This window comes from Novosphingobium sp. EMRT-2 (genome assembly GCF_005145025.1).
Lineage (GTDB): Bacteria > Pseudomonadota > Alphaproteobacteria > Sphingomonadales > Sphingomonadaceae > Novosphingobium.
Genome location: NZ_CP039695.1, coordinates 1,745,814 through 1,758,959, shown reverse-complemented (window position 1 = coordinate 1,758,959; position 13,146 = coordinate 1,745,814). Strand labels below are relative to the sequence as shown.

Here is a 13,146-nt window from a genome sequence, read left to right as displayed (position 1 = left end):
CTCTCCGCCTTAGCCGTGCAGGGCGATACGGCGGCGCATCAGGCGGCCAAGGCGCTGACGCAGGGCGAGCTTGGCGCGCGTCAGGCGCAGGATGGCCAGCGGATCAGGCCAGCGGCGGCGACGCTCGGCGCGCAGCGCCTCGTCGATCTGCTGGTGGCGCTCCATCAGGCGGAAGGTTAGGTCGGACATTGCTTGCTCCTCGATCGAAACGTGGTGTTCGATCGGGCGCACCGAAGCCCTGCGGTCCATGGTCGGGAAATGGGAAGGAACCCGGACCGGCAGGCATCGGTGTCACCCGATGCGGTCCGACATCGCAAGGCGGCTGCCCGAATGGGCCAGCGCGCCAAGCCAGAGGGGCCCGGTCCCGCGATCCCTTTGTGGACCGAATCGCTCCGGATTTCAAGTCCCCCGGTTCGGCGAGCCGCTGGAACCGGCCCGCGCGCTTGCTGTTCGCGCCTCCGTTCCCTACGTTGACCGGGTGCTGAGCCGGATTCCTTCGCGGCTGGCCGCGCGGTTCTGGGCCGCGCTGCTGGTCCTGACCGTGGCGTTCCACGCGGTCACGCCTTTCGAGGCGCCGCTGGTGGTGCGCAGCGGATCGGCGTTCAGCGCGGCCACGGCAGACGTCGCCATCGCGCCCGCGCGCAAGATCGCGGTCGAGCGTTCCGTCGTGCAGGTGACGCCGGTGCTGCCGGTGGTATCGGCGACCGTCTTGCCGGCGATGCCGCTGGTGGCGGCGATTCCCCATGCCTGGCCCGAACAGACCGGCCCGCCGCTCCCCGCGCCGCTGGCGCGCAAGATCGCGCCACGAGGCCCGCCCACGTCCTGATGTGCCGCCGCGCCCCGCGTTCGGGCGCTGACTTCACGCATATCAGGACTATCCCCATGACCATTCAGGAAAGCAGCCCCGCTGCTCTCGCCCGCCGCGCGCATATCGAGGCGCTTTTGGCGGCCTATCCCGACGTTTCCACCGAAGAGCACGGCGTGCTCGTGAACTATTTCCGGCGCGAGGCCAATGCGCTCGACATCGGGATGATCGCCAGCAATCCCGCCATCGCGAGCGGATATGCCCGGTTCCGGGGCGACCATATCGACCGCTTCACGCTCAAGGACGCGATGAAGGGAATCGCCGGCGCGGCCGTGCTGGTGCTGTGCGTCGGCCTCATCATGTTCCGGGCGTTGTAGCACGGCATAGGCAGGCGGCGTGCAGCCGCCTGCCTCAGCGCAGCAGGTGGCCGGTGCGGTCGCGCTTGGTGGCAAGGTAGCGTTCGTTGTGGGGGTTGGCGGGCAGCTGGTGCGCCACGCGTTCCGCCACGTCCACGCCCAGTTCCTGCAGCGCGGCCACCTTGCCAGGATTGTTGGTCATCAGCCGGATTCGGTTCACCCCCAGCAGGTCCAGCATCCGCGCGGCGACCGGAAAATCGCGCGCCTCGCTCGGCAGGCCCAGCCGCTCGTTGGCGTCCACGGTGTCGAAGCCCTGGTCCTGCAGTTCGTAGGCGCGCAGCTTGTTGATCAGGCCGATGCCGCGCCCTTCCTGGCGCAGATAGAGCAGCACGCCCCAGCCGCCGGCGTTGGCTTCCTCCGCCATGCGCGCCAGCGCGGCGTCGAGCTGGGGTCCGCAATCGCACTTCAGGCTGCCCAGCACGTCTCCGGTCAGGCATTCGCTGTGCAGGCGGACCAGCGGCACGCGCTCGCTGCCCTGCGTGCCGAGAATCAGCGCGACGTGCTCGCGCAAGTCGTCGCGCGCGCGGAAGGCCACGATTTCGGCGTGCTCGCAGGCGTGGACCGGCAGGCGCGCGCGTGCCTGGATGGTCAGGTTGAGCGGGTCCTTGAACGCCGCGAGATCGGCGGCGGAGACCGTGACCGCCGGTTCCACCCCCGTCGCCACCAGAAAGGCGGGGAGGATGCCGGCCAGCCGCGCCAGTTCCATCGCGGTGACGGCGGCCTCGTGCGCCGCGATCGGCAGCGCGCGGAACGGTCCGCGCAGCGGCCGGTCCAGATCGAGCGAGGGATCGGCCAGTTCGCGCGCGCTGAGCTGGGTGAACGGATCGGCCCCGTGGATCAGCACCGGCGCTTCGGGCACCGCGGCCTCGCGCTGGTTGGCGAGTTTCAGCGTGGCCGCGCGGGCGGCGGAGATCAGCAGGTTCGCGGCATAGACGCCGGGCTGGGCGAAGCCGGTTTCCGCCGGCAGCAGGTCCAGCGCGCCATCGTCGGCGGTGACGCGCACGGCCCAGCCGTGGCGCAGCGCGTCGAGCGCGCGCGCGACCGTGCGCGTATCGCTCACAGGTCGAACCCGGTCACCAGCGGTATGTGATCCGAAGGCTGGTCCCACTTGCGCGTCTCCTCAACGAAGCGATGCTCCGTCGATTGCGCGGCCAGATCGGGCGAGGCCCACATGTGGTCGAGCCGCCGGCCCTGGTCCTTGTTGCGCCAGTACGAACGATAGCTCCACCAGCTGTAGTTCCGCTCTGGCGCGGGGATGTGCTTGCGGCCCAGGTCGATCCAGCCGTGCGCGTCGCGGAAGCGGGCCAGCGTCTCGACCTCGATCGGGGTATGGCTGACCACCTTGAGCAGCGCCTTGTGGCTGTAAACGTCGGATTCGAGCGGGGCGATGTTGAAATCGCCGACGATCAGCGTGGGCCGGTCCACTTTGTCCGCCCAGCGCGTCATGCGTTCGAGGAAATCGAGCTTTTGCCCGAACTTGGGGTTGAGTTCGCGATCGGGAATGTCGCCGCCCGCCGGAATATAGACGTTTTCCAGCAGCATGCCCTGCCCGGGGCCGAGCAGTTCCACGCCCACGTGGCGCGCCTCGCCATTGTCCTGCCAATCGTGCCGGCCGATCTCGCGGAAGGGAATGCGGCTGACCGTGGCGACGCCGTGGTAGCCCTTCTGCCCGTTCACCGCGCGGTGGGTGTAGCCCAGCCGTTCGAACATTTCGTGCGGGAACAGTTCCTCGGCGGTCTTGATCTCCTGCAGGCACAGGACATCGGGCGCCTGTTCGGCCAGGAAGCGCTCGACCTGATCGATGCGCAGGCGGACGGAATTGATGTTCCAGGTAGCGATAGAGACCATGGCCAAGGCTTTAGGTGCAGGCCGGTGGCCGGTGCAAGCCCGAAGCGCTGTCTCGTGATGGAAGCGCGAACCGGCACGAAAAAACCCTCGCCCCGGGGGCATTGGGGGCGAGGGTTCCATCTGCGTTCGTCACGCTTAGACGCGGCGGCGTTTCGAAGGCTGGGCAACAGGGGGGAAACCCGCCTCAACCGCTTCGTCTGAAACCGTTCTAGGACCGCCGCGCTTGCTGGCGGATGAACGGAAACGACAAGTTTGTCGCAGCTTGTCGCGTGCGCCGCACAGGTTGTTGCCGAAGCGCCGCGTTCCGGCGACGAGCGGAAGCGCACGGCCGGAAAGGCGCACCGGAAATCGGCGTCAATGCTTGGGCGAATTGGGGCGCGGATCGTTCCAGCGGAACGTGTTTTCGGGCACGTCGATGCCGTACTGCTGGCCCGAGAGGCGCACGGTCGTTCGCTTGTTCTGCGAATCGAGCGCGACCCAGCTATCGAGCTCCAGTCCGCCCGGCGCGGAAGCCTTGCGGATGAAGATCAGCGTGATCGTGCCGTATTCGGGGTGGCGCGTATCGCGCACCTCGATGCTGACCACGCTGGGGTGGTTGGTCGGAATCAGCCGCGCGAAGCGGGCGACGTCCTTGCTGGGATCGAGCAGCGCGCCCAGCGGGCTGTTGCGGATCGGCCAGCGTTGGACCTGCCGCACCTCGTAGTCGATCAGCGTCAGCGCGCGCCCGTCCGAGACGATCAGCAAAGGCACGCCGCGTTCGTACTGGAAGCGGATCTTGCCTGGGCGCTTCATCGTCATCACGCCGGACAGCGATTGGCCGGACCGGTCGGTCTGGACGAAGTTGGCGCGCATCGTGGTGATCGCGCGCAGCGCGTCCACCGCACGATCGACGTCGTTGGCGGGAGCCGGAGCAGGCGCGTTCTGCGCCGCGAGCGGGGCCGGGGCCATCACCGCGCCAAGGCCGGAGCAGGCCATCGCGGAAACCGCGACGGCGTGCATCAGACGGGAGCGGCAGGGAAGGCGGAAGAGATCAAGCATCGTGTTCATCGCCGTTTGTTGCAGGGTCGGCGTTGAACTCGCCGTGAACCGGGAAGGTTCCGGCGGACGTAGGCGGAACGCCTTACTTGATCTTGGCTTCCTTGAATTCGACGTGCTTGCGCGCCACCGGATCGTACTTGCGGAAGCTGAACTTCTCGGTGCTGTTGCGGGGATTCTTCTTGGTCACATAGAAGAAGCCGGTGTCGGCGGTCGAGACCAGACGAATCTTGACGGTGGTGGGCTTTGCCATGGCTCTAACAATCCTGAACTAGCTTGCGCGCGCGTGCTGAAAACTATTGCGGCGGCGCGTTGCCACGCCGCCTTCGCAGGGCGCGGGCGTTGGGGGAGAATCGCGCGAAAGTCAAGCCTTGGGATAAGGGTGCAGCGGTTCGACCAGGCCGAAGCGTTCCTTCAGCGGTTTGTCCTTCAGCGGCGGCAGATCGAGCGGTGGCACATCCACGCGGGTATCGGGCATCCGGTCGAGCAGGTTGCGGATCACGGTGAGCCGGCCCCGGCGCTGGTCGTTGAAGTCCACCAGCGTCCAGGGCGATTCGGGCGTGTGAGTGGCCGCCAGCATCGCCTCGCGCGCTTCGGTATAGGCCGCATACTTGCCGCGCGCCTCCAGATCGACTGGCGACAGCTTCCAGCGTTTCATCGGATCGTCGCGGCGCTCGGCGAAGCGGCGCTCCTGTTCCTCCTGGTCGCAGGTCAGCCAGTATTTGAACAGCAGCAACCCGTCCGCCACGAGGAGCTTCTCGAACGCGGGCGCCTGGGCCAGGAACGCGCGGACCTGATCCTCGCTGGCGTAGCCCATCACGCGTTCCACCCCGGCGCGGTTGTACCAGCTGCGGTCGAACAGGACGATTTCCCCGGCGGCGGGGAGGTTGGCGATATAGCGCTGGAAGTACCACTGACCCTGTTCGCGCTCGGTCGGCTTGGGCAGCGCCACGGTGCGGCACTGGCGGGGATTGAGCTTTTGCAGGATCGCGTGGATCACGCCGGTCTTGCCGGCGGTATCGCGCCCTTCGAAGATCACCAGCACGCGCGCGCCGGTCTTGGCCACCCAACGCGCCATGCAGGTCAGTTCCTCCTGCAGGGGTTCCAGCAGGTCTTCGTAGTCCTTCTTCTTCAGTTCACCCATGGAGCGCGATGCCTGTGCGATTCGAACGGAGGAAGATCGTGCACGAAAAAGGGCCATACAAGAAAGGGGCAGCCCACGAGTGGCCACCCCTTTCCCTCGGGATTCTGTTCCGTCGCGGTTAGCGAACCGAACCGCGCCGCACCAGGTTGACGATCGCCAGCAGGATCACCGCGCCCAGGAAGGACACGATCAGGCTGCCCGCCGAAATGCCCTGGGTGATGCTGCCGCCACCGATGAACGGCGTCAGCAGGAACCCGCCGAGCATGGCGCCGACGATGCCGACCACGATGTTGAGGAAGATACCCTGTTGCGCATCGGTGCGCATCACGATGCTGGCCAGCCAGCCCAGAATGCCACCCACGATAAGAAGGACGATGATACCCATTTTCCGGACATCCCCATTGTTGCCTTGATGCCTTTCACAATCCGGCGGCGGGGATTTGGTTCCGGAAATCGCACCGTTACGGCGTGATTGATCGGAGGTGCGGAAAGCGGTGGGCGGTCAGGCGCGCAGCAGCCAGAACATCGCCGCCGCGCCCGCCACGATGCGGTACCATGCGAACGGCGTGAAACCGTGCCGGCTGACATAGGCGACGAAAAAGCGGATCACCGCCAGCGCCACCACGAACGAGACGAAGAACCCCACTGCGATCTCGGCCCAGCCCACGCCCAGCGTGCCGGCGGCGAGTTCGTGCCGCTTGTCGAGCAGTTCCAGCGTGGTCGCCCCCAGCATCGTCGGGATGGCCAGGAAGAAGCTGAATTCGGCGGCGGTGCGGCGCTCGATGCCCATGGCGAGCGCCCCCATGATGGTCGCGCCCGAACGGCTGACGCCGGGGATCATGGCCAGGCACTGCACGAAGCCCACGCCCACGGCCTGCCGCAGCGGCAGCTGGCCGATCCCGGTCGGCTCCCCGCCCTTGGCGAAGCGTTCGACCACCAGAATGCCGATGCCGCCCACGATCAGCGCCCAGCACACCACCAGCGGGCTGCCGAGCAGGCCCTCGATCTGGTGCTTGAGCAGCAGGCCGATCACCGCGGCGGGCATGAACGCGGCCAGCAGGTTGCGCAGGAAGCGCAGCGACAGCGGCTCCATCCGGAGCAGGCCCATGCCCACGGCCCAGAACGTGCGCCAGTATTGCACGACCACCGCCAGGATCGCGCCGAGCTGGATGACCACATTGAACATGGCCCATTGCGCGGCGTCATAGCCGAACAGTTCGGTGGCAAGGATGAGGTGCCCTGTCGAGGAGACCGGAAGGAACTCGGTGAGGCCCTCGACGATGCCGAGCAGTACGGCGGTAACGATCGTGCTGTCCATGCACGGGGCGTTGCCGCAGCGCAGCACGCTGTCAAGGGCGGTCGGCGTTCCGCAACCTTAAATTTCGGCAATCCCTGGCGGGGCGGATGCGGATCAGGCGGCGGCGTCCTGAAACTGCAACCGCGCCAGCCGGGCGTAGAGCCCGTTGGCGGCGGTGAGGCTGGCGTGGTTGCCCTGTTCGACGATCCGCCCGCCATCCATCACGATGATCCGGTCGGCCGCGCGGATCGTCGCCAGCCGGTGCGCGATGACCAGCGTGGTGCGGTCCTTCATCAGCCGGTCGAGCGCGGCCTGGACTAGCTGTTCGCTTTCCGCGTCCAGCGCGCTGGTCGCTTCGTCGAGCAGCAGGATCGGGGCGTTGCGCAGCACCGCACGGGCGATGGCGATGCGCTGGCGCTGGCCCCCGGATAGGCGCGCGCCGTCCTCGCCCAGGAAGGTATCGAGCCCTTCGGGCAGCGCGCGCAGGAAGCTTTCGGCATTGGCGGCGCGCGCGGCTTCCCAGATGTCCTCGTCGCTGGCGGACCAGTTGCCATAGCGCAGGTTGTCGCGCGCGCTGGCGGCGAACAGCGTGCCGTCCTGCGGCACCAGCGCCATCCGCGCGCGGATTTCCGCCGGATCGGCCGACGGCAGCGGCACGCCGTCGATGCGCACGGTGCCGGCTTGCGGATCGTAGAACCGCTGCGCCAGCAGGAACAGGGTGGACTTGCCCGCGCCGGAAGGGCCGACGATCGCCACCGTCTCGCCCGGCTCGACGGTCAGCGAGAAGTCCTCCAGCGCTGAAACTTCCGGGCGGCTGGGGTAGCGGAAGCCGACGTTCTGGAACGCCAGCTGGCCGCGCGGGGGAATCGGCAGCGCGGTCGGCCGCGCGGGCGGGGCGATGTCGGGCTGTTCGAGCAGCAGTTCGTTGAGGCGGCTGGCCGCGCCGGCGCCGCGCAGCAGATCGCCATAGACTTCGGTCAGCGCGCCCAGCGCACCGGCGACGAGGCCCGCCGTGACCACGATCGCGAAGATCGTGCCGCCGCTGATCGTGCCTTCGGCCACGCCCACGGCGCCCTGCCACACGAGCAGGACGATGCCGCCGAACACTAGCAGGATGACGATCGCGGTCATTACCGCGCGAAGGATAATGCGGCGGCGGGCCACGTCGAACGTCCGCTCCACGCGCTCGCCGAACCGCTCCAGCTCGCGCTTTTCCTGCCCGAAGGCCTGGACGATCTTCATCGCGCCCAGTGTTTCCGACACGATCACGCCGATCGCGGCGACGCGGTCCTGGCTCGATCGCGAGACGCTGCGCACGCGCCGCCCGAACCACACGATCGGCAGGACCACGAGCGGAATGCCGATAATCACCGCGCCGGTCAGCTTTGGCGCCAGCACGAACAGGTAGATCATGCCGCCCAGCGCCATGATCGCGTTGCGCAGCGCCACCGACACCGTGGTGCCCACCACCTGTTCGATGATCGCCGTGTCGGACGTCATGCGTGAGGAGATTTCCCGGGGGCTGTTGGTTTCGAAGAAGCTGGGCGGCAGGCGCAGCAGGTTGGCCTGCACTTTCAGCCGGATGTCGGCGACCACGCGTTCGCCCAGCCACGACACGAAATAGAAGCGGCAAGCGGTGCCGATCGCCAGCACCAGCACGACGAGCAGCAGATAGCGGAACCAGCGGCCGATCTCGGTGATGTCCGCCCCTTGCGAGAAGCCCTTGTCGACGATCAGCTTGAGGCCGGATGGGATGGCCAGCGTGGCGCTGGCGGTCACGAGCAGCGCGGCAGCGGCGGCGGCGACCCGTCCCGGATAGTCGAGCGCCTGGCGCCATACCATGCGCAAGGGGGTCAGGGTGCGCGCGGGGCGCGGGGCTTCGACAGGCTGGGTTCCCTCGTCCATTCCGCTCGCCTAGCCGAAGCGCGCCCGCGCCGGAAGGGGGAGCATGCCGGTAAGGCGCGGCAATGCGCATCCCGAGGTTCGTCCCGAGCGCGATCGGGCGCGGATTCGGGTCCGGTTTGGTCCGGTCGTAGCGCAATCTTCAATGTTGCGTTGCACAAGGAAACGAATCGCGGCAATCTGGGGGCAATCGAGTCCCGGTGCTGCCGGGCAACACAACAAGGACAATGGCCGTGCTGTATAAGGCCTATGAAATCCAGCGTTCCCTGCTCAGCGCGAGCAGCGCGATGGCGTCGATGACGGCGGATATGCTGGGCGATCCCCGGCTTCCCTTCAGCGGCTTCGGCCCCAGCCAGATGATGGCATCAGCGCTGGAAGTGTTCGCCCATGCGGCGGCCCCGCGCGGCAAGCCGGCGTTCGGCATCCGCACGATCCACGTCGACGGCACGACCCACGCGGTCCGGGAATCGACCGAAATCCACCGCCCGTTCGGCGATCTGAAGAAGTTCACGCATGACGGGCTGCCGCCAGACGCACCGCGCCTGCTGATCGTGGCGCCGATGAGCGGCCACTACGCCACGCTCCTGCGCGGCACGGTGGAGCGGATGCTGGAGCGCTGCGTGGTTTACATCACCGACTGGGCCGACGCGAAATACGTGCCGCTGGCCGAAGGGCGCTTCGATCTGGACGATTACATCGACTATCTGGTCGGCTTCCTCGAATATATCGGCCCCGGCGCGCACATGATGGCGGTGTGCCAGCCTTCGGTGCCGGCCTTTGCCGCTACCGCGATCATGGCCGCCAACGACCATCCGTGCCGTCCGGTGACGCTGACGATGATGGGCGGGCCGATCGATACGCGCGAATCGCCGACGGCGGTGAACGATCACGCGATCACCAAGCCTTACGTGTGGTTCAAGCACAACGTCATCACCACGGTGCCGGTGAACTATCCGGGCGAAGGGCGGCAGGTCTATCCGGGCTTCGTCCAGCTCGCGAGCTTCATGTCGATGAACCTCGGCAGCCACATGATGAGCCACTATTCGTTGTTCAAGCACCTGGTGCAGGGCGACGGCGAGAGCGCCGAGGCGACCAAGACGTTCTATGACGAATACCGCGCGGTCTGCGATCTGCCGGCGGAGTTCTATCTGCAGACCGTGGACGTCGTGTTCCAGCGCCATGCCCTGCCCAAGGGCGAATTCGTCCATCGCGGGCAAGCGGTGGACCTGGGCGCGATCCACGACACCGCGATCCTGTGCATCGAGGGCGAGCGCGACGACATCTCGGGCATCGGTCAGACCAAGGCCGCGCTCAAGGTGACGCCGAACGTGCCGGAGGAAATGAAGCAGTACCTCCTCGCGGCCGAGGCGGGGCACTACGGCATTTTCAACGGATCGCGCTGGCGGACCAAGATCGCGCCGGTGGTCGATGCGTGGATCGTGCGCCACGAAGGCCGGGGCAAGGGCCGCAAGCTGACGGCCGTCGCCTGAAGACCGGGGCGGTGCGGAGAACCTCTCCGCCCCGCCCGGCAAAACCCGTCCTCAGACGAAGAACTGGGTCAGCCACTCGCAGATCAGGGCGGGCTTCGACTCGCCTTCGATCTCCACCGTGATTTCCATGGTCTGCTGCCACTGGCCGGGGCGCTTTTCCTCGATCTCCAGCAGCTTGAACACGCCGCGCACGCGCTTGCCCGAACGGACGGGGGTGAGGAAGCGGGTGCGATTGCCGCCGTAGTTGACGCCCATCTTGATGCCTTCGGGGCGCGGACAGTCGCTGAGCTGGGTCAGCAGCGGGATCAGCGACAGCGTGAGGAAGCCGTGCGCGATCGTGCCGCCGAACGGCGTCAGCTTGGCCTTTTCCTCATCGATGTGGATGAACTGGAAGTCCCCCGTCGCTTCGGCGAACTGGTTGATTCGCTCCTGGCTGACCTCGACCCATTCCGACGTGCCCACGATCGTGCCTGCCAGCGCCTTGATTTCTGTCGCGGGAATGATCCTCGCCATACCGTTGCTCTCCATTCTTTTGTTCCGCCTTCATGGACGGACCCTTGCAAAGGTGCAACCGGGCGCAATCCGGTCAGGACGGACGGGCTATTCGGCGGGGGAAGCGGGCAAGGGGCGGGTCCAGGCCGGCGTTCGCGCATTGAGCCAGCGCTGGGCTGGCTTTTCGATCAGGCGATAAAGTGTCCACGACGCGATCAGCAGCAGCAAGAGATAGGCCGCCAGTCCCGCCCAGCCGATTTGCAGCGAGGCATCAACGAACAGCAGCTTGAACACCAGGAACAGAAAGGCGTGCGCGAGGTAGGTGGAATAGCTCACCTCGCCCAGCCACACCGCCGCGCGGCTGGAGAGGAGGCGCGCCAGCAGACCCTTCGCATAAGTCAGCGCCAGCATCGCGGTGACGATCGCGGGCGGGACGATCGCGGTTTCGGGCCAGCCGGCCACGCTCCCCAGCGCGATCCAGCCTGCCGCGAACAGCGCCCAGCGCCAGGCGCGCGGCGATCGTGCCGTTTGCCAGATCATGCACGCCAGCGTGCCCAGCGTGAAGCCGATCAGGCAGCGCCACAGCCCCATGGTGGGGATGTCCGCGCCCAGCGTGTGCAAGCCCTTATGCGCGAACAGCGCATATTCTCCCGCCAGCAGCAGCGCCGCGATCGCGATCGCCAGGCGACGGCGGCCCATGATCGGCTGGCCCGCCGCGACGATCGCGGGAAACACCAGATAGGCGGCGAATTCGGTGCTGATCGACCAGGCCGGGTGGTTCCAGGCCAGTTCGTGCGTAAAGCCCCAGTTCTGGATCAGCAGCACCTGCAGCGGCAATTCGGCCAGTGGTAGCCCCTCCACGGGGCGCCCGGAAACGGTCAGCGCCGCTCGGAACAACACGAAGCCGCCGAGTATCAACAGGTGCAACGGCCAGATTCGCGCCATCCTTCGCCACAGGAAATGGGCGGCGGCGCGTGGCCCACCCGACGCCAGTGGAACGGCATAATTGTACCACATGACGAAGCCGGACAGGACGAAGAACAGATCCACCGCCAGATAGCCGCGCGCCAGGACCACGATGACGCCTTGGGGCAGTATGGACACCAGCGACAAGCGGATATGATAGAGGACCACCAGCCACGCCGCTATCCCGCGCAGGCCGGTCAGGGAGTCGAGATGGCGTGGTCTGCGTTCGCTCGGTTTGTGGAGATGGGGCTCGCTCATCTGGGCGCGCTCAGCGGGGGCTGCTGCGGACTGGCCTGTGTCGCCGCGCGCGACGGCGCGTTAACCCGCCGAAGCGGACGGAACGTCTCCCGGCTCGGGTCGATCCGCATGGCATAGGCGCGCAGGCCGATCTGCAGCCCGATCAGCATGTACATAAAGGGCTGGAAGGCGATGCCGACGAAGCTGCCGCCGACCATATAGACCAACTGCCCCTGTTGCAGCGCATTGGCCAGCGGCCCGATCCATCGCGCATCGGGCAGGCTCTCCTGCGGGCCACCCCGCTTGGTCCAGCGTGCGCGCACCCGCTCCATCTGCCACAGCCCCAGAAGGTGCAGCGTCAGCCAAAGGCCCAGTCCGGGATAGCCCTGCTCGCCCAGCATCTCGAAGTAGGCCGAATGATAGGCGCGGCCCTTTTCCACGATATCGTTGGTTTCGAGCGCGGCGTTGTTCTTGACGGCATAGTCGGTGTTGACGGTCTTGTAGCTCACCTCGTTCTGGCGATAGGCTTCGAAGCCTCCGCCGAAGGGGTTGTGCTTGGCGAATTCCCACGTCCATTTCCACACCGCCACGCGGGTGGAGGCGGACTGATCCGATTGATGGTTTTCGATCGTGCTCATGCGATCGGTATAGCTCTTGGGCAGGAATGGCATCGCCACCACGGCCAGTACCCCCGCTGCCGCGAGATAGGTGAAGCGCCGCTTGGTGGTGCGCAGCACGAGCACGCCCAGCAACAGCACGCACAGCAGGCCGGTGCGCGTCTGCGTGCCCACCGGGATCAGCAGGCAGGCAAAGCCGAGCCCCAGGGCATAAAGCGTGACTAGCTTTCCCGGTTTGAAGATAGTGCCGTACCGCGCCAGCCAGTAGATCAGCGGCATGATCGCAACCGCCACCATCGACAGCGTGCTGCCTTCGTAGAGGCCGGTGTTATCGTTCACCAGCAGCTTCAGTTCGCCATAGCCGCCGCCGGAGGACAGCGTCTTGATCCCGCCGCCGATCACGATCACGCTGATGGACAGCACCATCACCAGTGCCAGAGCCTCGATGCGCAGGCGCGTGCGCAGGGTGAGCGGCAGGAACATCGCGAAGACCAACGCCTTCCACACCCAGCCCCACTTTTCCGCCGCTTCCACCGGAAAGTCGGCGGTGCGGGTGGTCAGCCCGCAATAGACCAGCAGCAGCAGGAGCAGGAACTGGCGGAACGAGAAGCGGATGCCCTGCTTGTTTTCGGCCACCATCCAGGCGCCGAACGCGCAGACGAACGCTATCAGCGAGATCGGGATATGGGCGAGGAAGCCCCAGGTGACCTTCTGCGGCGCGACGATGTCGATATAGGTATAGGCCAGCACCAGCAGGAACGGCCGGCGCATCCCGGCGCCCAGGAAAGCCAGCACGAAGGCGGTAAGGAACAGGTTAAGCACGGCGGCCCCGCTGGCGGCGTAACGTTCCGGGCAGGCGCGGCAAACGGCAGTGCGACAGGGGGGAGGGCGTCAGGG

The 13,146-nt window shown here is 66.8% G+C and carries 15 protein-coding genes; 3 read left to right on the top strand and 12 right to left on the bottom strand.

All coding sequences use genetic code 11. From position 1 onward, the window contains the following. Positions 1-9 precede the first annotated feature (9 nt). Positions 10-189 carry a DUF465 domain-containing protein gene (locus FA702_RS08645; RefSeq protein ID WP_136955820.1) on the bottom strand — a complete coding sequence of 60 codons (180 nt, stop codon included), beginning with the start codon at positions 187-189 and terminating at the stop codon, positions 10-12. A gap of 289 nt (positions 190-478) precedes the next feature. Between FA702_RS08645 and FA702_RS08640 the strand changes: the two genes are divergently transcribed. Continuing rightward, positions 479-826: a hypothetical protein gene (locus FA702_RS08640; RefSeq protein WP_136955819.1), complete on the top strand. Its 348-nt coding sequence runs from the start codon at positions 479-481 to the stop codon at positions 824-826. Between the two features lie 56 nt (positions 827-882). Continuing rightward, complete coding sequence (locus FA702_RS08635; RefSeq protein ID WP_136955818.1) at positions 883-1,182, top strand: hypothetical protein; 300 nt, start codon at positions 883-885, stop codon at positions 1,180-1,182. A 34-nt stretch (positions 1,183-1,216) separates the two neighbouring features. Here the strand turns inward: FA702_RS08635 and ribA are convergent, their stop codons facing one another. The 8 genes from ribA to FA702_RS08595 all read right to left on the bottom strand — a co-directional run bounded on the left by ribA (position 1,217) and on the right by FA702_RS08595 (position 8,450). After that, a complete protein-coding gene (gene ribA, locus FA702_RS08630) occupies positions 1,217-2,281 on the bottom strand; it encodes a GTP cyclohydrolase II (RefSeq protein WP_136955817.1) in 1,065 nt (354 codons plus the stop codon). Then, positions 2,278-3,069, bottom strand: a complete 792-nt coding sequence (locus FA702_RS08625) for an exodeoxyribonuclease III (protein WP_136955816.1) — start codon at positions 3,067-3,069, stop codon at positions 2,278-2,280. The genes ribA and FA702_RS08625 overlap by 4 nt, the downstream gene beginning before the upstream one ends. A 354-nt stretch (positions 3,070-3,423) precedes the next feature. Beyond that, complete coding sequence (locus FA702_RS08620) at positions 3,424-4,116, bottom strand: outer membrane lipoprotein carrier protein LolA (RefSeq protein WP_136955815.1); 693 nt, start codon at positions 4,114-4,116, stop codon at positions 3,424-3,426. A gap of 73 nt (positions 4,117-4,189) precedes the next feature. Beyond that, positions 4,190-4,357, bottom strand: a complete 168-nt coding sequence (gene rpmG, locus FA702_RS08615; RefSeq protein ID WP_124809944.1) for a 50S ribosomal protein L33 — start codon at positions 4,355-4,357, stop codon at positions 4,190-4,192. Between the two features lie 111 nt (positions 4,358-4,468). Next, entirely contained in the window at positions 4,469-5,248 is a 780-nt protein-coding gene (gene ppk2 / locus FA702_RS08610; protein ID WP_136955814.1) for a polyphosphate kinase 2, read from the bottom strand. Positions 5,249-5,366: 118 nt separating this feature from the next. After that, on the bottom strand, positions 5,367-5,633 hold the full coding sequence (locus tag FA702_RS08605; protein WP_124809942.1) for a GlsB/YeaQ/YmgE family stress response membrane protein: 267 nt from the start codon (positions 5,631-5,633) through the stop codon (positions 5,367-5,369). A 117-nt stretch (positions 5,634-5,750) separates the two neighbouring features. Beyond that, on the bottom strand, positions 5,751-6,566 hold the full coding sequence (locus FA702_RS08600) for an undecaprenyl-diphosphate phosphatase (protein WP_136955813.1): 816 nt from the start codon (positions 6,564-6,566) through the stop codon (positions 5,751-5,753). A gap of 93 nt (positions 6,567-6,659) precedes the next feature. Continuing rightward, positions 6,660-8,450, bottom strand: coding sequence for an ABC transporter transmembrane domain-containing protein (locus tag FA702_RS08595; RefSeq protein WP_136955812.1), 1,791 nt, complete (start codon positions 8,448-8,450; stop codon positions 6,660-6,662). 224 nt (positions 8,451-8,674) lie between these two features. On the opposite strand from FA702_RS08595, the gene FA702_RS08590 reads away from it, so the two are divergent. Beyond that, positions 8,675-9,937, top strand: coding sequence for a polyhydroxyalkanoate depolymerase (locus FA702_RS08590; RefSeq protein WP_136955811.1), 1,263 nt, complete (start codon positions 8,675-8,677; stop codon positions 9,935-9,937). Between the two features lie 51 nt (positions 9,938-9,988). On the opposite strand, the gene FA702_RS08585 is transcribed toward FA702_RS08590, so the two are convergent. The 3 genes from FA702_RS08585 to FA702_RS08575 all read right to left on the bottom strand — a co-directional run bounded on the left by FA702_RS08585 (position 9,989) and on the right by FA702_RS08575 (position 13,071). Continuing rightward, positions 9,989-10,450: a MaoC family dehydratase gene (locus FA702_RS08585; RefSeq protein WP_136957316.1), complete on the bottom strand. Its 462-nt coding sequence runs from the start codon at positions 10,448-10,450 to the stop codon at positions 9,989-9,991. An 87-nt stretch (positions 10,451-10,537) separates the two neighbouring features. After that, a complete protein-coding gene (locus FA702_RS08580) occupies positions 10,538-11,653 on the bottom strand; it encodes an acyltransferase (RefSeq protein WP_255504775.1) in 1,116 nt (371 codons plus the stop codon). Next, positions 11,650-13,071 carry a putative O-glycosylation ligase, exosortase A system-associated gene (locus FA702_RS08575; protein ID WP_136955810.1) on the bottom strand — a complete coding sequence of 474 codons (1,422 nt, stop codon included), beginning with the start codon at positions 13,069-13,071 and terminating at the stop codon, positions 11,650-11,652. The genes FA702_RS08580 and FA702_RS08575 overlap by 4 nt, the downstream gene beginning before the upstream one ends. Positions 13,072-13,146: the final 75 nt, after the last annotated feature.

Excerpts from the sequence above, each read along its gene's own strand:
- FA702_RS08590 (WP_136955811.1), top strand. The coding sequence starts at position 8,675 with ATGGCCGTGCTGTATAAGGCCTATGAAATCCAGCGTTCCCTGCTCAGC.
- FA702_RS08645 (WP_136955820.1), bottom strand. The coding sequence starts at position 189 with ATGTCCGACCTAACCTTCCGCCTGATGGAGCGCCACCAGCAGATCGAC.
- FA702_RS08595 (WP_136955812.1), bottom strand. The coding sequence starts at position 8,450 with ATGGACGAGGGAACCCAGCCTGTCGAAGCCCCGCGCCCCGCGCGCACC.
- FA702_RS08635 (WP_136955818.1), top strand. The coding sequence starts at position 883 with ATGACCATTCAGGAAAGCAGCCCCGCTGCTCTCGCCCGCCGCGCGCAT.
- FA702_RS08620 (WP_136955815.1), bottom strand. The coding sequence starts at position 4,116 with ATGAACACGATGCTTGATCTCTTCCGCCTTCCCTGCCGCTCCCGTCTG.
- ppk2 (WP_136955814.1), bottom strand. The coding sequence starts at position 5,248 with ATGGGTGAACTGAAGAAGAAGGACTACGAAGACCTGCTGGAACCCCTG.
- FA702_RS08585 (WP_136957316.1), bottom strand. The coding sequence starts at position 10,450 with ATGGCGAGGATCATTCCCGCGACAGAAATCAAGGCGCTGGCAGGCACG.
- FA702_RS08600 (WP_136955813.1), bottom strand. The coding sequence starts at position 6,566 with ATGGACAGCACGATCGTTACCGCCGTACTGCTCGGCATCGTCGAGGGC.
- FA702_RS08625 (WP_136955816.1), bottom strand. The coding sequence starts at position 3,069 with ATGGTCTCTATCGCTACCTGGAACATCAATTCCGTCCGCCTGCGCATC.
- FA702_RS08605 (WP_124809942.1), bottom strand. The coding sequence starts at position 5,633 with ATGGGTATCATCGTCCTTCTTATCGTGGGTGGCATTCTGGGCTGGCTG.
- rpmG (WP_124809944.1), bottom strand. The coding sequence starts at position 4,357 with ATGGCAAAGCCCACCACCGTCAAGATTCGTCTGGTCTCGACCGCCGAC.
- FA702_RS08580 (WP_255504775.1), bottom strand. The coding sequence starts at position 11,653 with ATGAGCGAGCCCCATCTCCACAAACCGAGCGAACGCAGACCACGCCAT.